Source organism: Pseudomonas sp. DF11 (assembly GCF_058148565.1).
The window spans coordinates 161,185-185,042 of sequence record NZ_JBYVYN010000003.1; the positions used below are offsets into that span (position 1 = coordinate 161,185).

The window sequence follows — 23,858 nt, forward strand, 5'->3', positions numbered from 1 at the left end:
TTCGCGAGCAAGCCCGCTCCCACATTCGATCCGCCATACGCTTAGAACCGCTGTACCGTCACCGCCCCCGCCGCTCCGGCAGGTCCCGGCTGGCCATCGGCGCCCGGACGGCCGCTCTTGCCGCCGTCAGCGGTATAGACCAGGCAACCCTTGGCCTTGCCCCCGGCACCGGGTTTGCCACCGGGCCCAGCCGCGCCACCGGCGCCGCCGTCCACCGTCACCTTGATCTGCTCGGCAGGATAGGCGCGGGGCAGCTCAAGGCGTACCAGCGCACCGGCCGCACCCGGCTGGCCATCGCTGCCGTTGCTGCCATCGGCCCCACGACCGGCCGAACCCCAGGTGCAACCCGGAGCCTTGCCATTGGCGCCGTCCAGGCCGACGAAACCCGGCGCACCGGTGCCACCACGGGCATCCACCGACAACAGCGGCGCATTCAAGGCATTGAAGCGCAGGTTCAGATCCCGCCCCGGCCGCGCCGCCTTGGTGTAGGTACCCGGTGCGCCGCGTGAAGTGATCTGGCTGCCCTCGGCCAACTCGGCCTGGGCCACTTTCATTTCCAATACTTGCTGCGCCGGCACGATGGCGATCCGTGCTTCACGTCCCAGGTGCAATTGGTCGACGGTCAGTTCCGTGACATTGGAAGGCACCAGCAGCGTGCCGTAGTCGGCCACGTCCAGCCGCTCCAGGGTCAGGGTACTGGTGGTGTTGGGCAGACGCATCAATGAATGGCTTTCGACCTGGACCACCTGGGCCGAAGCCCATGGGCATACGAGTGCGGCGAGCAGACACAATTTACGCATGGGAAGCCTCTGGCGCGGTCGGGAGGGTTTGCAGATGGAAGATGCCGAACAGCAGCACTCTGAGGCGATCGCGGCCAGGCGCGGGACGGCCACGAAAACTGGCCCTGAACACCAGCAGTTCCAATAGATGGAGCGCCAGTAAAAACGCTGCGGCGAAATTGACCAGCAGATGCAACGGATGGACGAACGGCATGATCAGGTTGACCAGCACCACCAACCAGAACAGTAGGGTCAGTAAACGCCCCAGCCCCCAAAACACCTTCATACGCCCCCCGATGAGTATTATTCTTTGGCCGCACAGTAACGGCTTGCGCGCAGGATAAGCCAGAGGGCAAGGCAAATTTAATTTACCGCCGGCCAGCGACCGTCGAACCGCCCTCCTCGCGATCCGACGGCTCTGGCTCAGGGCTCAACGCTGGATATGCAGCTCGACCCGACGGTTCTGTGCCCGCCCTTCGTCGGTTTCATTGTCAGCCACCGGCTCGCTTTCGCCCTTGCCTTCACTGGTGAGTTTGTCGGGGGCCAGCCCCTGGGTCAGCAAATACTCGACGACGCTGCTGGCCCGACGCTCGGACAGCCCCTGGTTATAGGCATCAGTGCCGACACTGTCGGTGTGCCCCACCACCCGGATGCTGGCGACATTGGCATGGCTGAGTTTGCCCATCAGCCCATCGAGCTGGCTTCGGGCTTCTGCGGTGAGATCGGACTTGTCGAAATCGAACAGCACCTTGCCGGCGTCGTTGAGAGTGATGACCTCGCTAGCCGGTGCTTCAGGCTCGACCGGCGGTGCGCTGGCCGGGTATTGCGGCAGCGGGCAGCCGTGATGCTCGACGGGGGTATTGGCCGGCGTGTCGGGACAACGGTCGCGGCGGTCGAACACACCGTCGCTGTCTTCATCGCCATCCTGGGCGTAGCAGATCAAGCCACCGCTCAGTAGCCCCAACGCGGCGCCACCGGCGGCCCAGCCGCTGCTTTCGATGGCTCCCAGCCCGCCGCCGACAAGGCCGCCGATCAGGCTGCAGATTGGCCAAGTGCGTTGATTGAGGGGGGCGCTGCCGTCGCTGTGCGTGGCACAACCGGACAACACGCTGCTGGCCAGCAGCACCGGTAAGACGGCCTTGATAAGAACGTTCATGGTGAAGGCTCCTGTGTCACCGGCCCATACCGGTCACACAGGAGTAAAGACTGCCATCCGCAACTCTACAAGCCGCGGATGGCAAGGGCTTTAGCGGTTTATCCGAATTTCCGTGCGACGGTTCTGGGCGCGTCCGTCGGCGGTTTTGTTGTCGGCCACTGGCTGGCTTTCCCCGGCACCACTCACCGAGACGAAACTGGCGCGAGGCACGCCTTGATCGACCAGGTAGTTCACCACCGAATTGGCCCGTTTCTCTGACAGGCGTTGGTTATAGGCATCGCTGCCGACGCTGTCGGTATGGCCGGTGACGCGCAATTGCGCGGTGGACGTTTCCTGTTTCAGCCGGGTGGCGACCGTGCTCAGGACCTCTTTGTCGCCCGGGGTCAACGTGGCTTTATTGAATTCAAAGTGCACATCGCGGATCACGATGGTTTCTTCCTTGACCACTGCGGGTTCTTCAACCACCGGCGCTGGAGCGGGCGGTGGGCAACCGTCGGCATCGACCTGCACGCCCTTCGGTGTGCCCGGGCACTTGTCGCGGCTGTCCGGCACACCATCGCCGTCTTCGTCGCCATCGCCATGGGCCCAGCACCAGCCCGCCGCCACGGTGCCGGCCACCAGCGCTCCCGGGCCGATCCAGGAACTGCTTTCGATGGCGCCCAATCCCGCGCCGACCACACCACCAGTGGCCGCACAGATCGGCCAGTCGGTTTTCTGCAAACCTGCGCAACCAGTCAACACACTGGTTAGCAGAACCAGGGGTAACGCTGTCCGAACTATGCTCATCGGGTTTCTCCTTGTGGGATCGGCTCTGCGCCGATTCAGGGGAGTAAAGACCCGTCTTCGAATCTGCGCCAGCCTGAGCAATCGCGGGTTTTCGCCCCATGTTTGCGAAGATTCCGCACGTTCAGGGACAAACCGCTCTAGGCCATGATGTCCAGGCAGGCTATCGTGATGCTTCTGACTGAGGAACTTCGATGACCGTTGCCATTTCTTCGCGTACGCCCCAGCAAGCCCTGGCGGCCGTGCTTGACCGTTATGCCCCGCAAAAACTGCTGTTGATCGGTGCCAGTGGCTTCCCCGCACTCGAAGCGTTCCAGCAGGCCCACCCCGACACCGAAGTGGTCCATTCCGGCCCAGGCGCGCTGCCGGCGGACGTGGCGGCGCGACGTTTTGACCTGGCCCTGGCGCTCGATTGCCTGGAGCATTTGCCCAAGCGCGACGGTCTGAACCTGTTGGGCGGCATCCGCAATCTCAACGCCAGCCGTATCGCCGTGCTGGCAGACCTCAACGCCTGCGGCTGGCAAGAGACCGACTTTTTTTCCCTGGCCCTGCAAGCCAGCGAGCGATTCCAGCGCGAAGACCAGGTGCTGACCCTGTTTACCTATGATCTGCTTGAATACAAGCAAGTCCCCGACTGGCTCAACTCGCGCTTTTGGGCCAACCCGGAAAACTTTGGAAAATATTGGTGGTAGCCGTGAACACAAGCCCGCACACACCCATTTGCCCCTGCGGCAGTGGCAACACACTGGACGCCTGCTGCGGCCATTACCACGACGGTCACCCGGCGCCTTGCGCCGAAGCCTTGATGCGCTCGCGCTACAGCGCCTACGTGCTGGGCCTGGTGGATTATCTGGTCGCCACCACCCTGCCCGCCCAGCAGCAAGGGCTCGATCGCCAGTCGATCGCCGAGTGGAGCGCCAACAGCACCTGGTTGGGGCTGCAGGTGGAAAGCAGCGAAGTGTTCGGCGGGCAGCCGGAGCACGCCTTTGTCACGTTCACGGCGCGCTGGCACGACGGCCAGGGGGAGCACAGCCACCGTGAACAATCTTCGTTCGTACAGAACAACGGGCGCTGGTACTTCATCGACCCGACCGTGCCGGTCAAGACTGGCCGCAACGACAACTGCCCGTGCGGCAGCGGGCACAAATTCAAGAAGTGCTGCGCCGGCTACTTCAATCGCTGATTTTTCGCAAACGTCCGACGCCCGTCCATCGGCCCATAGGGCTAGACTGGGGATAAACCAGAGGCACGGACATGACCCCACCATCACTCTTGCTGCGCATCACCTGCCTGCTGCTGTTCGTCGGGCTCGGCGGCTGCGCGTCCTGGTGGGGTGAAGAAGCCCCTGAGCCACAAGTGCATCTGGTCAAGGTCGAGGTGGTGCGGGCCCGGCTGCTGGAACAGAAGTTCATGCTGCACTTTCGCGTCGACAACCCCGGTGACAGCGACCTGACCGTTCGCGGCCTGACGTATCGCATCCACCTGGGCGACCTGTTGCTGACCGAAGGTGAGCACGAACACTGGTTCACCGTACGCCCCAGACACAGCGCCTACTTCAAGGTGCCGATCCGCACCAACCTGTCTGTGGCCGCAGGTGCGGGATGTGGTGAAGTTGCTGGAGAAACCCCGGGAACAGATCCCCTATCGTCTGGAAGGTGAGCTGGAAACCGGATTATTCATCGCCCACTACGTGCACCTTGAGCGCAATGGCGTGATAATCGCCGCCGATTTTATTGCGGAGTAACCCCGATGACCCAGCAACCCCATGTCCACGGCCCTGATTGCAACCACGATCACGACCATCATCACGATCATGACCACGGCCACGTCCACGGCCCGAACTGCGGCCACGCCCACCACGAACCGGTGCGCAACGCCCTGAAGGATGTCGGCCGCAACGACCCTTGCCCATGCGGCAACGGCAAGAAATTCAAGAAGTGCCACGGGGCTTGAGGGGCCGGGCGCAGATAATCTTCGCCTGTTGAATCGCTATCGCGAGCAGGCTCGCTCCCACAGGGGTTTGCGGCGCTCGTAAGGCCGGGGCTCACCACCGACTTCTGTGGGAGCAAGCCTGCTCGCGAATGTGGCGGGTCAGTTGGCATTGATTAACCTGACACACCCTCTTCGCGAGCAAGCCCGCTCCCACAAGGGCATTGCGGTGAAGCGATACTCCATGATCAGTGCAGAATCCAGTGTGGGAGCGAGCCTGCTCGCGATGAGGCCGGCATTTTCAATGCCTGTCTATCAGCCCGCCTCAAGAATCCGCTTCACGCCGACCACCGTCGCATACTCGCCATGCAAGTTGCCCAGGGACATGGCATGCACCTCGGCAGCCGAATGGGCATTGCCGAAGTAGTCGGTCTTGTCGAAGGTAAAGCAGGCATCCTCGACCACCCACGTGTCGAACCCCAGATTGCCGGCCGTACGCGCCGTGGACTCCACCGAGTTGTGCGTCGCCACGCCGACGATCACCAGTTGCCCGATGCCTGCCCTGCGCAGGTCTTCTTCCAGGGGCGTGCCACTGAACGCATCCGGCACCTGTTTTTGAATCAACCACTCCCCGGCCATCGGCTCGAACCGTGGCTGGACCTCCACACCCGACTGCCCCGGCCAGAACACCGAATCCGGCGAGCGGGACAAGTGGTGGACATGGATCACCGGTCGCACCGTGTGCCGCCAGAAAGCCAGAAGCTCGAGCATGCGCAGTTCTGCCTCGGGGTTGTTGCGAGGGCCGAGCCTGGGGTGAAGGATGCCTTTTTGTTGATCGATGAGAATCAGCGCTGCGTTGTTCTGTAGCCCCATACCGGTATCCTCTTGCGCGTCATTGAGTTTCCACACTTGAGCATCACCGCCTCCCGACAGGCAAGCCTTCGAGCGAGAGAGATTACCCGGAGCCGGGGTTTTGTCGCCAATTCAACAAATAACCCTCGCCCCCGCTTGCGCGCCCCCTTCCTGCTCACTAACGTAGCGCCTTTATTGCCGCCACCCCCTCCCGCAGGAGCTTTGCCATGGCCTCGCCAGCCTCTATTTCCCTCATCCCCCGGCTCGGCGTTGCCGCCGCGGTGGCCAGTGTGCTCGGTTTGAGCGGATGCCAGACCTGGAATGCCCAGGACACCGTCCCGCCCACTTCCGGCGTACAGCCGCTCAAGGGGCTGGCGCAGAACGTCTCGGTCCGTCGCAATGCCACGGGCATGCCACTGATCGAAAGCAACAGTTTTCATGACGCCCTGTTCACCCTCGGCTACGTCCATGCCAGTGATCGCATCACCCAGATGGTGACCCTGCGCCTGCTGGCCCAGGGACGGTTGGCAGAGATGTCCGGCGCCGAACGGCTGGACGTCGACCGCTACATGCGCGCCGTCAACCTGAAGAAAAACGCCGACGAGCTGTACAAGGCATCTTCGCCACGGCTCAAGCGCTTCTTCGAAGTCTATGCCCGCGGCGTCAACGCCTACCTGTTCCGCTACCGCGACAAGTTGCCGGCGGACCTGGCCGCAACCGGCTACAAACCCGAATACTGGAAACCGGAAGACTCGGCGCTGATGTTCTGTCTGCTGAATTTCAGCCAATCGGCCAACCTGCCGGAAGAAATCGCCAGCCTGGTGTTGGCCCAGACGGTCACCAACGACAAACTCGCCTGGCTGAGCCCATCCTACCCGGATGAACAACTGCCCCTGGCCGAGGCCGACAAACTCCAGGGCGTGCGGCTCAACGGCCAGATTCCCGGCCTGAACGAGATCAGCAAGGCCACCAGCCAGCTGGCCGGTCTGAACCTTTTGAGTGCTGCCTCTTCGAGTAACTGGGCCATCGCGCCGCAACGCAGCCGCAGCGGCAAGAGCCTGTTGGCCAGTGACAGCCATGGCCCGCTGGGCATGCCGGGGCTGTGGAGCCCCGTACAGATCCGGGCGCCCAAGTACCAGGCCGCCGGGGTTTCCGTGGCCGGTATCCCGATGATCCTGGCCGGTTTCAACGGCAAAGTGGCCTGGAGCATGACCAGCGTACTGGGCGATAACCAGGACCTGTTCCTGGAAAAAATCCGTCGCCAGGGCAACGGTTTGTCCTACGAGGCCAACGGCAAATGGCAACCGGCGATCGTGCGCAACGAAACCTATTTCATCAAAGGCCAACGGCCGATTCGTGAAGCGGTGTTCGAGACCCGCCACGGCCCGCTGCTCAACAGCGCCCAAGGCCCGGCCATGGCCAACGGCTTTGGCCTGGCCTTGCAGACACCAAGCTTTACCGACGACAAAACCCTGGACGCGTTCTTCGACCTGTCCCGGGCGCAAAACGTCGAGAAAGCCTCCGATGCCAGCCGGGAAATCCGCGCCATGGCCGTGAACATGCTGTTCGCCGACGCCAGCAACATCGGCTGGCAAGTCACCGGTCGCTACCCCAACCGCCGCGAAGGCGAAGGCCTGTTACCGTCCCCAGGCTGGGACGGTCGCTACGATTGGGACGGTTACGCCGACCCGATGCTGCACCCGTACGACCAGGATCCGGCCCAAGGCTGGCTCGGCACCGCCAACCAACGGGTCATTCCCCACGGCTACGGCATGCAGTTGTCCAACTCCTGGGCCGCACCGGAGCGTGGCGAGCGCCTGGCCGAACTGGCCAATGCGGGTAAGCACGACTCCCGCAGCCTGACCGCCATGCAATACGACCAGACCACGACATTCGCCGCCAAGCTCAAGAAAGTCTTTGAAGCCCCGGGCATGTCCCAACCGCTCAAACAGGCGATCGAAGCCCTGCCGGTGGCTGACCGGGCCAAGGCCCGCGAGGCCTATACCCGGCTGATGGCGTTCGATGGCCGGCTCAGCCCGACCTCCGCCGACGCGGCGATCTATGAGCTGTTCCTGCAGGAAAGCATGAAGCAGATCTTCCTCGATGAACTGGGCCCGGAGAGCAGCCCGGCGTGGAAAGCGCTGATCGCCAATGGCCAATTGTCCTACTCGGCCCAGGCCGATCATCTGCTGGCTCGCGAGGACAGCCCGTTCTGGGACGACGTGCGGACACCGCAGAAGGAAGACAAGGCCGTCATCCTGGCCCGCAGCCTCGCCGCGACCATCAGCGCCGGTGACAGCCAGTTGGGCGGTGACCACAAGGCTTGGCAGTGGGGCAAGTTGCATCGCTACGAGTGGAAAAACAGTAACGGCCAGATCGTGCGCGGACCGCTGCCGGCCGGTGGCGACGCCACCACGCTCAACACCGCGGCGTTCGCCGTGGGGCAGGATTTCAATACCACCCTGGCACCGGCCATGCGTTTAATAGTTGATTTCGGCCAGCCTGAACCGCTGATGATCCAGGACGGCACCGGCCAGTCCGGCAACCCGGTCAGCCCGAACTATGCCAATGGCATCGATCCGTGGATCAAGGGGCAGTATCAGAACCTGCCCTTGCAGCCGCAGAACTTCGATCGGGCCTATGGCAAGACACGGTTGACCCTGGTGCCGGGCAAATAGACTCTCCACTGTGGCGAGGGGATTTATCCCCGCTGGGCTGCGAAGCAGTCCCAAATCAGCCAACTCAATTTGCCTGAAAGATCGAGTTGCTTGGTTTCAGGGCTGCTTCGCAGCCCAGCGGGGATAAATCCCCTCGCCACATTTTTCGCTCCTGTCACCTGATCCTGTCCGCCAAAAATCCGATAGAACTTCCCCTCTCGCCTGAGCCTCTACCTGACAAGCCCATCGCCCCGGTGACTGCATGGATCTTGTCATTGCCCGCCCCGAAGGCCTGTACTGTCCGCCAGGAGATTTCTACATCGACCCGTGGCGCCCGGTCGAACGTTCGGTTATCACCCACGCCCACGGCGATCATGCCCGCAGCGGCAACCAACACTATCTGGCAGCGGCCCCCGGCGAAGGCATCCTGCGTTCACGCCTGGGCCAGGACATCACCCTGCAAACCCTGCCCTACGGCGAGCGCTTGCGGCATCACGGCGTGACCTTGAGTTTCCATCCCGCCGGCCATGTACTGGGTTCGGCCCAGGTGCGGCTGGAATACCAAGGCGAGGTCTGGGTGACCTCGGGGGATTACAAGGTCGAGCCCGACGGTACCTGTGCGCCGTTCGAGCCGGTGAAATGTCATACATTCATTACGGAATCGACCTTCGGCCTACCCATCTATCGCTGGCAGCCCCAGGCGCAGGTCTTCGACGAGATCAACCAATGGTGGCGCGGGAACATCGCAGCCGGTCGCGCCAGCGTGCTGTTCTGCTATTCCTTCGGCAAGGCCCAGCGGATTCTCCACGGCATCGATGAAAGCCTCGGACCGATCCTGGCCCATGGCGCGGTGGAACCGCTGAACCGGGTCTACCGCGAGGCCGGCGTGCGGCTACCGCCGACGATCTATGCCGGCGACGTGAAGAAGAACGACCCGATCATGGGCCAGGCGCTGGTCATTGCCCCGCCCTCCGCCGGGGGCAGCAGTTGGATGCGCCGTTTCGGTGACTACAGCGACGCCTTCGCCAGCGGCTGGATGCGCCTGCGCGGTACGCGTCGGCGGCGTGGCGTGGACCGGGGCTTTGTGCTGTCCGATCACGCCGACTGGCCGGGCCTGCTCTGGGCCATCGAACAGACCGGCGCCGAACGGGTCATGGTCACCCACGGTTCGGTCGGCGTGCTGGTGCGCCATTTGTGCGAACAAGGCCTCGACGCCCAGGGCTTCATCACCGAATACGGCGACGATGAAGAAGAGCTCGGTGCCGACACCGACGAGGGGGCGTCATGAAGGCCTTCGCCGAGCTGTACGCTGAATTGGACGCTACGACCTCCAGCAACGCCAAGCTTGCCGCCATGCAAAATTATTTCACCCTGGCCCCGCCCCAGGACGCGGCGTGGGCCGTGTATTTCCTTTCCGGTGGACGCCCACGGCAACTGGTACCGGTCAAGATTCTGCGGGAATTGGCAGTGCAGGTGTCGGGCTTGTCGACGTGGTTGTTCGAAGAGAGCTACCAGGCCGTGGGCGACTTGGCCGAGACCATTTCGCTGGTGTTGCCGGAATCGCCCCACAGCTCCGACGAAGGCCTGGCGCTGTGGATCGAGGAGAAATTGCTGCCGTTGCGTGGCGAATCGCCCGAGGTGTTGGCGCAACGGCTGCCAGCATTGTGGGCACAACTGGACCGACCGAGCCTGATGCTGTGCATCAAGCTCATCACCGGCAGTTTCCGCGTCGGCGTATCCAAACTGCTGGTAACCCGGGCCCTGGCCGGCATGGCCAAGCTGGACAGCAAGCGGGTGGCCCAGCGCCTGGTGGGCTATACCGACCTGTCCCATCGTCCGACCGCCGCCGGCTACCTCAAGTTGATCGCCGCCGAATCCGCCGATGAGCACGCCCAGCGTGGCGGCCAGCCTTATCCCTTCTTCCTGGCCCATGGGTTGTCCGCGCCGGTGGAGCAATTCGACGCGCTGCTGGGGCCGGCCAGTGACTGGCAAGTGGAATGGAAGTGGGACGGTATCCGTTCCCAGGTGATCAAGCGTGACGGCCAGCTTTGGGTCTGGTCCAGGGGTGAGGACCTGGTGACCGAGCGCTTCCCTGAATTGCAGGTGCTGGCCCAGGCGCTGCCCGACGGCACGGTCATCGACGGGGAAATCGTCGTGTGGAAAACCACCGAGCCGTTGACCGATGACGCCTTCGACCCGGAGGCACCGCTGCAACCGGCGGTGCAACCCTTCGCCCTGCTGCAACAGCGCATCGGGCGCAAGACCCTGGGCAAGAAAATCCTTGAGGATGCGCCCGTGGTGGTGATGGCCTACGACCTGCTGGAATGGCAAGGCGAGGACTGGCGCAATCGCCCCCAGGCCGAGCGCCGCGAGCAACTGGAAGCGCTGATAACCCGTGCCCACAGCCCGGTGCTGTTGCCATCGCCGATCGTCACCGGCCCGGATTGGTTCGACCTTGCCCGACAACGCGAAGCCTCTCGCAGCCTCGGTGTGGAAGGCATGATGCTCAAGGCCCGCGATGCCCTGTATGGCGTCGGTCGGACCAAGGACATGGGCGTGTGGTGGAAGTGGAAGATCGACCCGTTCAGTGTCGACGCGGTGTTGATCTACGCCCAGCGCGGCCACGGTCGGCGCGCCAGCCTCTACAGCGACTACACCTTCGCCGTGTGGGACAACCCGCCGGGCAGTCGCGAACGCAGCCTGGTGCCCTTCGCCAAGGCGTATTCGGGGCTGACCGATGAAGAAATGCGCCAGGTCGACAGCATCGTGCGCAAGACCACCGTGGAAAAGTTCGGCCCGGTGAGCAGTGTCACGCCGACCCTGGTATTCGAGCTGGGCTTCGAGGGCATCGCCCTGTCCAAGCGCCACAAGAGTGGGATCGCCGTACGCTTTCCGCGGATGTTGCGTTGGCGCCAGGACAAGCGCGTCGACGAAGCCGACACATTGGCAACGCTCCAGGACCTACTGAAATAGCAGGCACTCCCTTTGTGGCGAGGGGATTTATCCCCGCTGGGCTGCGAAGCAGCCCCCAAAAAGCCTGAGATGAACAACCTGACACTCCGAGGCGGCTGACTGTTGGATCTGCTGCGCAGCCCAGCGGGGATAAATCCCCTCGCCACAAATAATTGCTCCCCCCATAGTGTTTCCCCAAACAACGCACGCTCCATCCCGGTGCGCTTTTTGATGTACGCTCACCCTCGCGCACCATCGCGTTCCGTCCACAGCCGTCCGTGCTTTTAAAACACTTGTTCGGCACTCTGGTTCGGAAATTGCTACCTTTATGCCGTCATACCGTTCTCGCCTTCACCGGTAACAATACTTACGCGCCACAAGCGCTCATATTGGTTTTAGGGATTGAATAATGAAAAAAGCACTGCTGACCCTTTCTGCACTGGCGTTGTGCATGGCCGCCGGCGTCGCCACGGCCAAGGAATACAAGGAACTGCGTTTTGGTGTCGACCCCTCCTACGCCCCGTTTGAATCCAAGGCCGCCGACGGCAGCCTGGTCGGTTTCGACATTGACCTGGGCAATGCGATCTGCGCGGAACTGAAGGTCAAATGCAAATGGGTCGAAAGCGATTTCGACGGCATGATCCCAGGCCTGAAAGCCAAGAAGTTCGACGGTGTGATCTCCTCCATGACCGTGACCCCGGCCCGCGAGAAAGTCATCGACTTCTCCAACGAGCTGTTCTCAGGCCCGACGGCGTATGTGTTCAAGAAAGGCTCAGGCCTGAGCGAAGACGTTGCCTCGCTCAAGGGCAAAACCGTTGGCTACGAGCAAGGCACCATCCAGGAAGCCTACGCCAAGGCCGTGCTGGACAAGGCCGGCGTCAAGACCCAGGCCTACCAGAACCAGGACCAGGTCTATTCCGACCTGACCTCCGGCCGACTCGATGCAGCGATCCAGGACATGCTGCAAGCCGAGCTGGGCTTCCTGAAATCGCCGAAAGGCGAAGGTTATGAAATCAGCAAGCCGGTGGACAGCGAACTGCTGCCTTCCAAGACCGCCATCGGTATCAGCAAAGGTAACAAAGAGCTGAAGGCACTTTTGGATAAAGGTATCAAAGCGTTACACGACGACGGCACGTACGCCGAAATCCAGAAAAAACACTTTGGCGATCTGAATCTGTACAGCGGCAAATAATGCGCGGCGCCCATCCGGCCTCGGATGGGCGCTTTTCTCCTGCCAAAGGCCTCTTTCATGTTCGAACAACTCCTACAAAATCTGGGGCTCTCCGCCTTCAGCCTGCAGGGCTTTGGCCCGTTGCTGATGCAAGGCACCTGGATGACCATCAAGCTGTCGGCCCTGTCCTTGTTGCTGAGCGTCTTGCTCGGCCTGCTGGGCGCCAGCGCCAAGCTGTCCAGCGTCAAACTGCTGCGAATTCCTGCCCAGCTCTACACCACGCTGATTCGCGGCGTGCCAGACCTGGTGCTGATGCTGCTGATTTTCTACAGCCTGCAAACCTGGTTGACCTCGTTTACCGACTTCATGGAATGGGAATACATCGAAATCGACCCATTCGGCGCCGGGGTGATCACCCTGGGTTTCATCTATGGCGCGTACTTCACCGAAACCTTTCGCGGTGCGATCCTCGCGGTGCCCCGGGGCCAGGTCGAAGCCGCCACGGCCTATGGCCTCAAGCGTGGCCAGCGCTTTCGCTTCGTGGTGTTTCCACAAATGATGCGCTTTGCCCTGCCGGGTATCGGCAACAACTGGATGGTGATGCTCAAGGCCACCGCGCTGGTGTCGATCATCGGCCTGGCCGATCTGGTCAAGGCCGCCCAGGATGCGGGCAAGAGCACCTACCAACTGTTTTACTTCCTGGTACTGGCGGCGCTGATCTACCTGCTGATCACCAGCGCGTCCAATTTCGTCCTGCGCTGGCTTGAACGTCGCTACGCCGCCGGAGCCCGGGAGGCCGTGCGATGATCGAACTTCTGCAAGAATACTGGCGACCGTTCCTTTACAGCGACGGCGTCAACGTCACGGGCCTGGCCATGACCCTGTGGCTGCTCAGCGCCTCGCTGCTGATCGGTTTCGTGGTGTCGATCCCGCTGTCCATCGCCCGGGTTTCGCCCAAGTTCTACGTACGCTGGCCGGTGCAGTTCTATACCTACCTGTTCCGTGGCACTCCGCTCTACATCCAGTTGCTGATCTGCTACACCGGCATCTACAGCATCGCGGCGGTGCGTGCCCAGCCATTGCTCGACAGCTTCTTCCGCGATGCAATGAACTGCACGATCCTGGCCTTCGCCCTGAACACCTGCGCCTACACCACGGAGATTTTCGCCGGGGCGATCCGCAGCATGAACCATGGCGAAGTCGAAGCGGCCAAGGCCTACGGCCTCACCGGCTGGAAGCTATACGCCTACGTGATCATGCCGTCGGCCCTGCGCCGCTCGCTGCCGTACTACAGCAACGAAGTGATCCTGATGCTGCACTCGACGACCGTGGCGTTCACCGCTACCGTTCCTGATGTGCTGAAAGTCGCCCGGGACGCCAACTCGGCCACGTTCCTGACGTTCCAGTCGTTTGGCATCGCCGCGTTGATCTACCTGACAGTCACCTTTGCGCTGGTGGGCCTCTTCCGCCTCGCCGAACGCCGCTGGCTGGCCTTTCTCGGGCCGACCCACTAGGGCTTTTGTTCCAGGACACACACGCAAATGCGCCACCAGATCCATGACTTGCTGGGCCCCGTACCGGGGACCGCGCGCAAGATCCACAGCTTCCACTTCGGCCCGGAAAAAGCCGAGGGCAAGATCTACATCCAGTCGTCCCTGCACGCCGATGAACTGCCCGGCATGCTGGTCGCCTGGCACCTCAAGCAGCGCCTGGCCGAACTCGAAGCGTCGGGTCACCTGCGGCACGAGATCGTGCTGGTGCCCGTCGCCAATCCCATCGGCCTCGAACAGGTGTTGATGGACGTGCCCCTGGGCCGTTACGAAACCGAGAGCGGGCAGAACTTCAACCGGCGCTTCGTCGACCTGAGTGAAGAGATCGGCAACGATGTCGAAGAGCTGCTCACCGACAATCCGCAGCACAACCTGGAAGTGATCCGCACCAGTTTGCGCGACGCCCTCGCCCGGCAGACCCCAGGCACGCAATTGCAATCCCTGCGCCTGACCCTGCAACGGCTGGCGTGCGACGCCGACATGGTGCTGGACCTGCATTGCGACTTCGAAGCCGTGGCCCATCTCTACACCACGCCCGAAGCCTGGCCGCAGGTCGAGCCGCTGGCCCGCTACATCGGTGCCGAAGCCAGCCTGCTGGCGACCGATTCGGGCGGCCAGTCGTTCGATGAGTGCTTCACCCTGCTCTGGTGGCAACTCAAGGAACGCTTCGGCGAACGCTTCGAGATTCCCCTGGGCAGCTTTTCGGTCACGGTGGAATTGCGTGGCCAGGGTGACGTCAACCACGGCCTGGCGAGCCTCGACTGCCAAGCCCTGATCGAGTACCTGATTCGCTTCGGCGCCATCGACGGCGAACCGATGCCAATGCCCGAACTGCCCTACCCCGCCACGCCGCTGGCCGCTGTCGAGCCGGTGGCGACGCCCGTGGGCGGGTTGCTGGTCTATAGCGCCCTGCCCGGGGAATATCTGGAAGCCGGGCAACTGGTGGCGGAAGTCATTGACCCGGTCAACGATACTGTCACTCCTGTCCATTGCCGTAACGCCGGGCTGATGTACGCCCGCTCGCTACGCCGCATGGCGACTGCCGGCATGGTCATCGCCCATGTCGCCGGCACCGAAGCCTACCGCAGCGGCTACTTACTTTCGCCTTGAGGATGCATGCTCCATGTACAAACTGACCATCGAAGGCCTGCATAAAAGCTATGGCGAACATGAAGTGCTCAAGGGCGTGTCGCTCAAGGCCAAGACCGGCGACGTCATCAGCCTCATCGGCGCCAGCGGCTCGGGCAAAAGCACTTTTTTGCGCTGCATCAACTTCCTGGAACAACCCAACGACGGCGCCATGAGCCTGGACGGCCAGCCGATCCAGATGATCAAGGACCGCCACGGCATGCACGTGGCCGACGCCGACGAACTGCAACGCATCCGCACGCGCCTGGCCATGGTGTTCCAGCACTTCAACCTGTGGAGCCACATGACCGTGCTGGAAAACATCACCATGGCGCCGCGCCGGGTGTTGGGGGTCAGCAAGCAGGAAGCCGACGACCGCGCCCGTCGTTATCTCGACAAGGTCGGCCTGCCGGCGCGGGTCGCCGAGCAATACCCGGCGTTCCTCTCCGGCGGCCAGCAACAACGCGTGGCCATTGCCCGTGCCCTGGCGATGGAGCCGGAAGTGATGTTGTTCGACGAACCCACCTCGGCCCTGGACCCGGAGCTGGTGGGCGAGGTGCTGAAGGTGATCCAGGGCCTGGCCGAAGAAGGCCGGACCATGATCATGGTGACCCACGAAATGAGCTTCGCCCGCAAAGTCTCGAATCAAGTGCTGTTTCTGCATCAGGGCCTGGTGGAAGAAGAAGGCAGCCCGGAAGACGTGCTGGGCAATCCCAGGAGCGAGCGGCTCAAGCAGTTTCTCAGTGGCAATCTGAAATAACCCTGGCATGGGCCGCAAGCAGCTCCTGTGGCGAGGGGGATTTATCCCCTCGCCACAGGAATAAAACCTTTCATCGCTCGCCGTGGTCACTGAAGAAGGACTTTCAGGGCGCACGCGGCAGGCATGGCGACATCCAACAACTTCGCAAACCAGTGGTTCAGCGCCCGCGGCTGGAAGCCGTTCGCCTTTCAGAAGCAGGTCTGGACCGCCGTCAAGCGAGGAAAATCCGGTTTACTGCATGCCAGCACCGGTGCCGGCAAGACCTACGCCGTGTGGTTCGCCGCCCTCAACCGCTACGCCCGCCCCGCCCCACCGCCGGTTAAACCGCGCAAACGCAAACCGCCGGCCGAGCCGCTCACGGTGCTGTGGATCACGCCAATGCGGGCACTGGCTGCCGACACCGGCAAAGCCCTCGAAGCGCCCCTGGCAGACCTGAACCTGCCGTGGAGCGTCGGCCTGCGTACCGGCGACACCAGTGCCAGCGAACGCGCCCGTCAGGGCCGGCGCCTGCCGACCGCGTTGATCACCACTCCCGAAAGCCTGACCTTGATCCTCGCCCGGGCCGATGCGCAAGTCGCCGTCTCGACCCTGCGCATGGTCGTGGTGGATGAATGGCACGAGTTGCTCGGCAATAAACGTGGCGTGCAATTGCAACTGGCCCTGGCGCGCTTGCGGCACTGGCATCCCGAACTGATCGTATGGGGCGTGTCCGCGACCCTGGGCAACCAGGCCCACGCCGAGCAGGTATTGATCCCGCAGGGCAACGGGATCAGCGTGCAGGGGGCCGACGGCAAGGCGCTGCAGGTCGACACGCTGTTACCCCCGGCCCTCGAGCGCTTCCCATGGGCCGGGCACATCGGCCTGAAAATGCTGCCCCAGGTCGTTGCCGAAATCGACGCCAGTGGCAGTTGCCTGGTCTTCACCAATACCCGGGCACAGTCGGAAATCTGGTATCAGGCGCTTCTTGAGGCGAGGCCCGATTGGGCCGGGCTGATCGCCCTGCACCACAGCTCACTGTCGCGTGATACCCGGGACTGGGTGGAACAGGCATTGAAGGACGGCCAGCTCAAAGCGGTGGTCTGCACGTCCAGCCTGGACCTGGGGGTGGACTTCCTGCCGGTGGAACGGGTGCTGCAGATCGGTTCGGCCAAGGGCGTAGCACGTCTGATGCAACGGGCCGGGCGCTCCGGCCACGCGCCGGGGCGCGCCTCGCGAGTGACACTGGTGCCGACCCACAGCCTGGAATTGATCGAGGCCGCCGCCGCACAGGACGCCGTGGCCCATCGGCGCATCGAACCTCGCGAATCGCCCCACAAGCCGCTGGACGTCCTGGTGCAGCACCTGGTCAGCATGGCCCTGGGGGGCGGCTTCGTGCCCGATGAACTGTTTCGGGAAGTGCGCGGCGCCTGGGCCTACCGCGACCTCAACCCAGCCGAATGGGCCTGGGCCCTGGCTTTCGTACGTCATGGCGGCCTGTCCTTGACCGCCTACCCTGACTACCGACGGGTCGAGCCGGACGAACACGGGATCTGGCGCGTCCCCGACGCACGCCTGGCCCGCCGCCACCGCATGAGCATCGGCACCATCGTCAGCGATGCCAGCCTGCAATTGAAGTTCTGGAGCAAGGGCGGCGGCGGCAAGACCCTGGGCAGCGTAGAGGAAGGCTTCATCGCCCGTCTGCGCCCCGGTGACGGTTTCCTGTTCGCCGGGCGACTGCTGGAACTGGTCCGGGTCGAAGACATGACCGCCTACGTGCGACGCAGCCAGGCCAAAAAAGCCGCCGTACCGCGCTGGAACGGCGGGCGCATGCCGCTCTCCAGCGAACTGGCGGCCGCCGTCGTGGCCCGTTTGAGCGAAGCCGCCGCGGGCCGTTTCGAGGGTCCGGAGATGCAGGCCGTGCAGCCCTTGCTGCTGACTCAGCAACGCTGGTCCGGCTTGCCCACGCAAAGCACATTGCTGGCCGAAGCCCTCAAGTCCCGGGAAGGCTGGCACCTGTTCCTGTACCCGTTTGCCGGACGCCAGGTTCATCTGGGCCTGGCCAGCCTGCTGGCATGGCGTGTCAGTCGGCAACAGCCGCTGACGTTTTCCATTGCGGTCAACGATTACGGCCTGGAACTGCTCAGTGCCACGGCAGTGGATTGGTCGCAGTACCTGACCCCGGGCCTGCTGAGCGTCGACCACCTGCTGGCCGACGTGCTTGCGAGCCTGAATGCCGGGGAACTGGCCCTCAGGCGCTTTCGCGAAATCGCCCGGATCGCCGGGCTGGTCTTCGCCGGCTACCCCGGTGCGCCAAAAAGCACCCGGCAAGTCCAGGCGTCCAGTGGGTTGTTCTTCCAGGTGTTCAAGCAATACGACGCCGAGAATCTGCTGCTGGCCCAGGCTGGGGAGGAAGTCTTGCGCGAAGAATTGGATATCCGTCGACTGGAGCAAACCTTGGAACGCCTCAATACCTTGAAGCTGGACCTGCATGTCATCAAGCGCCCCACCCCGCTCGGGTTCCCGCTGCTGGTGGAGCGGTTCCGGGAAAGCATGAGCTCGGAAAAGCTTGCCGACCGTATCCGGCGAATGGTCAGCGAGCTGGAAAAGACTGCCGATCGCGGTGACGCCTGATGCCAGCGCCCTATCCTGTCAGCCTGGCCGGAGAAGAACTCTGGTTGCTCCCGGAAAAAGCCCTGTACTGGCCCGCCCAGGAAACCCTGATGGTGGCCGATGTTCATTTCGGCAAGGCCGCCGCCTACCGCAAGCTCGGGCAACCGGTACCCCATGGCACTACCGCCAGCAACATCGCCGTACTCGATGCAATACTGGCCAGCCTGCCGTGTCGACAGCTGCTTTTCCTCGGGGATTTTCTCCACGGCCCAGGCTCTCACGCGCCCGGCACCTTGCAGGCACTTTCCGATTGGCGTGAGCGACATCCGCACCTGGCCATGACGCTGATTCGTGGCAACCACGACAAACGCGCCGGCGACCCACCGTCAGCGCTGAACATTCGCGTCGTACCGGAGCCCTTGCTGCTGGGCCCTTTTGCCGTACAACACGAGCCTGACCCACATCCCAGCCGCCATGTGCTGGCCGGCCACGTACATCCGGTCTATCACCTGAGCGGCAAGGGCCGACAACACCTGCGCCTGGCCTGCTTCCGGCTGGGCAGTGAAATCAGCCTGCTGCCGGCCTTCGGTGCATTCACGGGCGGCTATCGGGTCGGGCAGGACAGCGATTGCAGGATTTTTGTCATCGGCGATAACGAAATATGGCCCGTCAACTGAAGCACGCGGTGCTATCGCTGACGGGCCATTGTCTCATCAGGCAACAGGCGCAGGAGGCGGCTCATCCGGCAAGGTCGGTTCGCCGGGTTCAGTGGGATCGTTGGGTTGTTCGTTGGGCGTATCGGGGTCGGGCTGGCCGGGGATGCCGCCCGCCGCTTCGGCAGGATGGGCCAGCAATGACCAGGCCATGACGCCGATCTGATTGGGCTCAAGCCTTGCCAGTTCGGCACTGATTCGCGGATCGATCTTCATAGAGCAACTCCTGAGCGAAGGCCCGCTGCGCTGACGCACAAAAACGGGCAGTACACGCAATAGAGTGTCTACCCGCCCAGGAATTCCAACAGCTCGTCAGATTCAGGTCCGTGGCAGCGTTACACCGCGCTGGCCCTGGTATTTGCCGCCACGATCCTTGTAGGACACTTCACACTCTTCATCGGATTCAAGGAACAGCATCTGCGCCACACCCTCGTTGGCGTAGATCTTCGCCGGCAAGGTCGTGGTGTTGGAGAATTCCAGGGTCACGTGGCCTTCCCACTCGGGTTCCAGCGGCGTGACGTTGACGATGATGCCGCAACGGGCGTAGGTGCTCTTGCCCAGGCAAATGGTCAGCACGTTGCGCGGAATGCGGAAGTACTCGACAGTGCGGGCCAGGGCGAAGGAGTTCGGCGGGATGATGCAGACATCGCTCTTGACGTCGACGAAGCTCTTCTCGTCGAAGTTCTTCGGGTCGACGGTGGCCGAATTGATATTGGTGAACACCTTGAATTCGTCGGCGCAGCGCACGTCGTAGCCGTAGCTGGAGACACCGAAGGAGATCAGCCGGTCGGCGCCCTCGCCACGCATCTGGCGCTCGACGAAGGGCTCGATCATGCCGTGCTCTTGCGCCATGCGGCGAATCCACTTGTCCGATTTGATGCTCATGGCGGTTTCCTGAAATAGCGAGGTGGAAAAAATACGTCCGGCATCTTACCGGGGCACGGGGCCGGGTTCAAAGCGCGGCACGCAATTCTCGCCGATCCACCTTGATTTCCAGGTCCTGACGGCAATACCGCGCACCGCCAGTCACTAAATCCGAGAAACCTTCGCAAAGACCATTGGCACGTTCCGGAAAAAGGGTTAAGGTGGCGCCACTGTGCTGCTTGTGTCACTGAGAATCTCTACACGATATGTTGAATTTCGATCCAACCATCTACAAGAATTTTTCCTGCTCTTTGCACTCAGTCTCGGCCAGGGTTCTTCCTGAGTCGCAGTTATCTTTGTTCAAGGAGTTACACCATGTCTAATCGCCAAACCGGTACCGTTAAGTGGTTCAACGATGAAAAAGGCTTCGGCTTCATCACTCCACAATCCGGTGACGACCTGTTCGTTCACTTCAAAGCTATCCAATCCGACGGCTTCAAAAGCCTGAAAGAAGGCCAACAGGTTTCTTTCATCGCTACCCGCGGTCAGAAAGGCATGCAAGCTGAAGAAGTTCAAGTTATCTAACTTGTCCTTGCTTTAGTAAAAGGCCCCGCCCTCAAAAGCGGGGCTTTTTTGTGCCTGTCAGTTTTCTACTGTGCACAAAAAACTGTGGGAGCGGGCTTGCTCGCGAAAGCGGTGGATCAGCAATATCAACGTTGACTGACACACCGCTTTCGCGAGCAAGCCCGCTCCCACATGGGTTTGCTGGTTAGCCTGGGATTACCAGGTAACGCCAAACCCAGCCGTGTAGCGCGTCTTGCTCAAGTCGCTGTCTTCGGTGCCCTCGATGACATCCTTCTCGGCCTTGAGGTTGAGCGACGCCCAATCGGTCACCTTATAGCGCAACCCGATCTCTGCGTCATAAGCGTAATCCGCTACGTCGGACAGGGGCTTACCCACTTCACCGTTGGTGAAGAACTCGACGCGCTTGCCGATCAGGTAGCGGTTGTAGTCCCACTTCATCGCGACGGAATAGAAGTTGTCCTTGCCGCCGTCGCGGTACTCATAATCGGTGCGGTTCAACAACGAGCCCAGCGAGAACGCTCCCAGTTCGTCATCCCAGAATTGATAGCCCGGACCGGTACCCACCACGCGCTGGCGCGCCAGGTCTTCGACTTTGTCCCGCTTGTAGTTCAGGCGGCCTTGCCAAAACCATTTGTCCGTCAGGAACCGGTCGAGGGAATACTCCAGGCGCCAGTTATCGGCGGAAACCACATCGTCCTGGAACTCACGATTGTATTCGCCTTCGGCGGTGTGCCGCCATCTGCCGTGGCGTGCCGAGGTCTTGAAATCGATGTCGTAATCGTCGGTATCGTTTTCCGCACGCTGATAATCCAGCGCGGCATCGATATTGCCTTTCCACACCAGGTCTTCGACCACCGGCTTGGGCTTTAGGATCTGCTGGATACTGGCCAGCTCGACGGTCTTGGGCGCATCACCGTTGGCCAAGGTGACCTTGCCATCCTCGGCCGCCTGTAACGCCTTGGCTTTCTCGCCGGTATAGGCATCCTGCTTGACCAGGAGTTGCTGGTCACTCTCCAGGGTCTTGACCTGTTTCCAGTCAATGGGAATCGCACCGGCGTAATCGGTCTGGATCAGCAGCTTGCCGCCATCGAAAACGGTAATCTTGCCACTGAGTTTGTCCCCATTCTTCAACCAGACAGTGTCGGCGAGCAAGGGCGTGGAGGCGCTGGCAACAGCCAGGCATAGCAGGGTTCTAGACAACATAAGCGATAAAGGGCTCAAGTTTGCGGTGAAAAGGCGGCATTATCCCCCAGGATGACACCTCAGCAAGGACTGACCCGTGTATGGGTGATGAGTTCATTTCTCAATCAACCTTGTAGGAATTAATCTACAGACGGACACCCGAGGAGCCCCCAACGTGACTGATACCCCAGCGGATACCGAGAACGCCGCCCAAATCCGCCGCACCACCCTCTACCTGACCCTGGCCCAGGTGCCGGCGGGCAAGGTCGTCACCTACGGCCAACTCGCCGAAATGGCCGGTCTGGGCCGTGCGGCGCGCTGGGTCGGGCGGACCCTCAGCCAATTGCCGAACGACACCAAGCTGCCCTGGCACCGAGTCTTGGGTGCCGGCGGTCGGATCAGCCTGCCGGTGGGCAGCACCTCAGGAGATGAACAGCGCGCTCGCCTGCGTATGGAGGGGGTCAGTGTCCTGAACAATCGTGTTGATATTCAGCGCCATGGCTGGCGCCCGGTAGAGCACAGCGGTTAGAGTGCGCGCTTTGTTTTCGCAATTTTTGAGGCAGACTCCAGCCCATGCCCCGTAAAACCTGGCGCGCCGCCCTCGCCGCCTATGCCAGTCCCTCGACGCTCGTGCTGTTGCTGCTTGGCTTCGCCGCCGGCTTGCCCTACATGCTAGTGTTTTCCACGCTCTCGGTCTGGTTGCGCGAGGCCGGCGTGGCCCGCGAAACCATTGGCTATGCGAGCCTGATCGGGCTGGCGTATGCCTTCAAGTGGGTCTGGTCGCCGCTGCTCGACCAATGGCGCCTGCCGCTACTGGGCAAACTGGGGCGTCGCCGCTCATGGCTGGTGCTCTCCCAGGCCTTGGTGATCCTCGGCCTGATCGGCATGGGCTTCTGCGACCCACAAAAACACCTGTCCTGGTTGATCGCCATCGCCGTCATCGTCGCCTTCGCCTCCGCGACCCAGGACATCGCCGTCGACGCCTATCGCCTGGAGATCGCCGACGACACCCGCCAGGCCGCCCTCGCCGCCAGCTACATGTCCGGTTACCGCATCGCCGCGCTGTTGGCCACCGCTGGCGCCCTGTTCTTCGCCGAAGGATTTGGCTCCACCGGTTTCAGCTACAAGCACTCGGCCTGGGCCGGTACCTACCTGCTGTTCGGCGTCTTGATGATCCCGGCGCTGCTGACCTCGCTGTTCATGCGCGAGCCGCCGGTGCCGCTGCGCACCCAATTGCAGGCCGGACGCTACACGTTCGTGCATCAGTTGGCGTCGGTGTTCGTGCTCATCGTGCTGCTGGTGTCAGTCCCGGCGATGTTCACCCAGCTCTACAACACCGATTTCGCCAGCGTGCTGTTCGAGGGCGTCAGCCTGCTCGACCTGTTGCTCGAAGACCGTGCGTTCCTGCGGGCCATTCTCTACACCATCCTGACTGCCCTGTGCCTGTCGACCATGGGGCGCCGCGGACTGGCGCCGGTGCTGACGCCGATCAACGATTTCATCCTCCGTTACCGCTGGCAGGCCCTGCTGCTGCTCGGGCTGATCGCAACCTATCGGATGTCCGACACGGTCATGGGCGTCATGGCCAACGTGTTCTACATCGACCAGGGCTTTACCAAGGACCAGATCGCCAGCGTCAGCAAGATTTTCGGGCTGATCATGACCCTCGTCGGCGCCGGCATGGGCGGCCTGCTGATCGTCCGTTTCGGCATCCTGCCCATCCTGTTCATCGGCGGTGTCGCCTCGGCCGCCACCAATATCCTCTTCCTGATGCTCACCGACATGGGCGCCAACCTGAAGATGTTGATTGTCACCATCTCCCTGGACAACTTCAGCTCCGGCCTGGCCACTTCAGCGTTCGTCGCCTACCTGTCGAGCCTGACCAACCTGAAGTTCTCCGCCACCCAATACGCCCTGCTCAGCTCGATCATGCTATTGCTGCCGCGCTTGATCGGTGGTTATTCAGGGGTGATGGTGGAGAAGTTCGGCTATCACAACTTCTTCCTGATCACTGCGCTGCTTGGCGTTCCGACGCTGCTGCTGATCGCCGTGCACTGGTTCCAGGAAAACCGTCGCCAAGACTCGCCCCCGACCGAGGAACCGGCACCCACCCGGCCAGCGGAAGAGTCGTAGGAAACTTCAGCAGACGCCGGGGAAACCGGCGTTCGCACCTGGCCACCGGCCACGCGCCTGTACGCCAGGGCATCT

The 23,858-nt window shown here is 62.3% G+C and carries 24 protein-coding genes and 1 pseudogene; 17 read left to right on the forward strand and 8 right to left on the reverse strand.

The features are described 5' to 3' along the window. Nucleotides 1–41: 41 nt before the first annotated feature. The 4 genes from AC30D9_RS11095 to AC30D9_RS11110 all read right to left on the reverse strand — a co-directional run bounded on the left by AC30D9_RS11095 (nt 42) and on the right by AC30D9_RS11110 (nt 2,721). A complete protein-coding gene (locus AC30D9_RS11095) occupies nt 42–800 on the reverse strand; it encodes a collagen-like triple helix repeat-containing protein (RefSeq protein WP_307574900.1) in 759 nt (252 codons plus the stop codon). Then, nucleotides 793–1,065 (reverse strand): DUF1145 domain-containing protein, encoded by a 273-nt coding sequence (locus tag AC30D9_RS11100; RefSeq protein WP_134923059.1) that lies wholly within the window; start codon nt 1,063–1,065, stop codon nt 793–795. The genes AC30D9_RS11095 and AC30D9_RS11100 overlap by 8 nt, the downstream gene beginning before the upstream one ends. A 144-nt stretch (nt 1,066–1,209) precedes the next feature. Beyond that, on the reverse strand, nt 1,210–1,935 hold the full coding sequence (locus tag AC30D9_RS11105) for a PA1041 family peptidoglycan-binding anchor lipoprotein (RefSeq protein ID WP_134923058.1): 726 nt from the start codon (nt 1,933–1,935) through the stop codon (nt 1,210–1,212). Nucleotides 1,936–2,025: 90 nt separating this feature from the next. Further along, nucleotides 2,026–2,721: a PA1041 family peptidoglycan-binding anchor lipoprotein gene (locus AC30D9_RS11110; protein ID WP_109755700.1), complete on the reverse strand. Its 696-nt coding sequence runs from the start codon at nt 2,719–2,721 to the stop codon at nt 2,026–2,028. Nucleotides 2,722–2,912: 191 nt separating this feature from the next. Between AC30D9_RS11110 and AC30D9_RS11115 the strand changes: the two genes are divergently transcribed. The 4 genes and pseudogenes from AC30D9_RS11115 (at nt 2,913) to AC30D9_RS11130 (ending at nt 4,671) form a co-directional block, all read left to right on the forward strand. After that, nucleotides 2,913–3,410, forward strand: a complete 498-nt coding sequence (locus tag AC30D9_RS11115; protein ID WP_490144038.1) for a DUF6231 family protein — start codon at nt 2,913–2,915, stop codon at nt 3,408–3,410. A 2-nt stretch (nt 3,411–3,412) separates the two neighbouring features. Beyond that, nucleotides 3,413–3,901, forward strand: a complete 489-nt coding sequence (locus tag AC30D9_RS11120; RefSeq protein WP_134923056.1) for a YchJ family protein — start codon at nt 3,413–3,415, stop codon at nt 3,899–3,901. A 71-nt stretch (nt 3,902–3,972) separates the two neighbouring features. Beyond that, nucleotides 3,973–4,462: pseudogene (locus tag AC30D9_RS11125) on the forward strand (LEA/WHy family protein). Nucleotides 4,463–4,467: 5 nt separating this feature from the next. Then, the gene (locus tag AC30D9_RS11130) at nt 4,468–4,671 is read left to right on the forward strand and encodes an SEC-C metal-binding domain-containing protein (RefSeq protein ID WP_490144039.1); all 204 of its coding nucleotides are present in this window, start codon (nt 4,468–4,470) and stop codon (nt 4,669–4,671) included. A 291-nt stretch (nt 4,672–4,962) separates the two neighbouring features. Here AC30D9_RS11130 and AC30D9_RS11135 read toward each other — a convergent pair whose 3' ends face one another. After that, the gene (locus tag AC30D9_RS11135) at nt 4,963–5,520 is read right to left on the reverse strand and encodes a cysteine hydrolase family protein (RefSeq protein ID WP_490144040.1); all 558 of its coding nucleotides are present in this window, start codon (nt 5,518–5,520) and stop codon (nt 4,963–4,965) included. 206 nt (nt 5,521–5,726) lie between these two features. On the opposite strand from AC30D9_RS11135, the gene AC30D9_RS11140 reads away from it, so the two are divergent. The 10 genes from AC30D9_RS11140 (at nt 5,727) to pdeM (ending at nt 18,983) form a co-directional block, all read left to right on the forward strand. Then, the gene (locus AC30D9_RS11140; RefSeq protein WP_490144041.1) at nt 5,727–8,177 is read left to right on the forward strand and encodes a penicillin acylase family protein; all 2,451 of its coding nucleotides are present in this window, start codon (nt 5,727–5,729) and stop codon (nt 8,175–8,177) included. Nucleotides 8,178–8,418: 241 nt separating this feature from the next. Then, a complete protein-coding gene (locus AC30D9_RS11145) occupies nt 8,419–9,444 on the forward strand; it encodes a ligase-associated DNA damage response exonuclease (RefSeq protein ID WP_490144042.1) in 1,026 nt (341 codons plus the stop codon). After that, on the forward strand, nt 9,441–11,129 hold the full coding sequence (locus tag AC30D9_RS11150; protein ID WP_307574913.1) for an ATP-dependent DNA ligase: 1,689 nt from the start codon (nt 9,441–9,443) through the stop codon (nt 11,127–11,129). The genes AC30D9_RS11145 and AC30D9_RS11150 overlap by 4 nt, the downstream gene beginning before the upstream one ends. 388 nt (nt 11,130–11,517) lie before the next feature. Beyond that, nucleotides 11,518–12,300, forward strand: coding sequence for a transporter substrate-binding domain-containing protein (locus AC30D9_RS11155; protein WP_134923048.1), 783 nt, complete (start codon nt 11,518–11,520; stop codon nt 12,298–12,300). 57 nt (nt 12,301–12,357) lie between these two features. Then, nucleotides 12,358–13,086 (forward strand): ABC transporter permease, encoded by a 729-nt coding sequence (locus tag AC30D9_RS11160; RefSeq protein WP_109755693.1) that lies wholly within the window; start codon nt 12,358–12,360, stop codon nt 13,084–13,086. After that, the gene (locus AC30D9_RS11165) at nt 13,083–13,793 is read left to right on the forward strand and encodes an ABC transporter permease (protein ID WP_109755692.1); all 711 of its coding nucleotides are present in this window, start codon (nt 13,083–13,085) and stop codon (nt 13,791–13,793) included. Before AC30D9_RS11160 ends, AC30D9_RS11165 begins: the two co-directional genes overlap by 4 nt. Nucleotides 13,794–13,820: 27 nt before the next feature. Beyond that, nucleotides 13,821–14,939, forward strand: a complete 1,119-nt coding sequence (locus AC30D9_RS11170; RefSeq protein ID WP_490144043.1) for a succinylglutamate desuccinylase/aspartoacylase family protein — start codon at nt 13,821–13,823, stop codon at nt 14,937–14,939. A 13-nt stretch (nt 14,940–14,952) separates the two neighbouring features. After that, nucleotides 14,953–15,717, forward strand: a complete 765-nt coding sequence (locus AC30D9_RS11175) for an ABC transporter ATP-binding protein (protein ID WP_134923045.1) — start codon at nt 14,953–14,955, stop codon at nt 15,715–15,717. Between the two features lie 123 nt (nt 15,718–15,840). Next, a complete protein-coding gene (locus AC30D9_RS11180) occupies nt 15,841–18,327 on the forward strand; it encodes a ligase-associated DNA damage response DEXH box helicase (RefSeq protein WP_490144044.1) in 2,487 nt (828 codons plus the stop codon). Next, complete coding sequence (pdeM, locus tag AC30D9_RS11185; RefSeq protein WP_134923043.1) at nt 18,327–18,983, forward strand: ligase-associated DNA damage response endonuclease PdeM; 657 nt, start codon at nt 18,327–18,329, stop codon at nt 18,981–18,983. The genes AC30D9_RS11180 and pdeM overlap by 1 nt, the downstream gene beginning before the upstream one ends. Nucleotides 18,984–19,019: 36 nt before the next feature. Here pdeM and AC30D9_RS11190 read toward each other — a convergent pair whose 3' ends face one another. Both AC30D9_RS11190 and dcd read right to left on the reverse strand, forming a co-directional pair. Further along, the gene (locus AC30D9_RS11190; protein WP_109755687.1) at nt 19,020–19,235 is read right to left on the reverse strand and encodes a hypothetical protein; all 216 of its coding nucleotides are present in this window, start codon (nt 19,233–19,235) and stop codon (nt 19,020–19,022) included. Nucleotides 19,236–19,337: 102 nt separating this feature from the next. Then, complete coding sequence (gene dcd / locus AC30D9_RS11195) at nt 19,338–19,904, reverse strand: dCTP deaminase (RefSeq protein ID WP_003184751.1); 567 nt, start codon at nt 19,902–19,904, stop codon at nt 19,338–19,340. 354 nt (nt 19,905–20,258) lie between these two features. On the opposite strand from dcd, the gene AC30D9_RS11200 reads away from it, so the two are divergent. After that, nucleotides 20,259–20,468: a cold-shock protein gene (locus AC30D9_RS11200; RefSeq protein ID WP_002554837.1), complete on the forward strand. Its 210-nt coding sequence runs from the start codon at nt 20,259–20,261 to the stop codon at nt 20,466–20,468. 195 nt (nt 20,469–20,663) lie between these two features. Here the strand turns inward: AC30D9_RS11200 and AC30D9_RS11205 are convergent, their stop codons facing one another. Then, nucleotides 20,664–21,671: a DUF481 domain-containing protein gene (locus AC30D9_RS11205; RefSeq protein WP_109755686.1), complete on the reverse strand. Its 1,008-nt coding sequence runs from the start codon at nt 21,669–21,671 to the stop codon at nt 20,664–20,666. A 154-nt stretch (nt 21,672–21,825) separates the two neighbouring features. Between AC30D9_RS11205 and AC30D9_RS11210 the strand changes: the two genes are divergently transcribed. Both AC30D9_RS11210 and AC30D9_RS11215 read left to right on the forward strand, forming a co-directional pair. Continuing rightward, entirely contained in the window at nt 21,826–22,179 is a 354-nt protein-coding gene (locus AC30D9_RS11210; RefSeq protein WP_134923041.1) for an MGMT family protein, read from the forward strand. Nucleotides 22,180–22,223: 44 nt separating this feature from the next. Next, nucleotides 22,224–23,783, forward strand: coding sequence for an AmpG family muropeptide MFS transporter (locus AC30D9_RS11215; RefSeq protein ID WP_134923040.1), 1,560 nt, complete (start codon nt 22,224–22,226; stop codon nt 23,781–23,783). Nucleotides 23,784–23,858 lie beyond the last annotated feature (75 nt).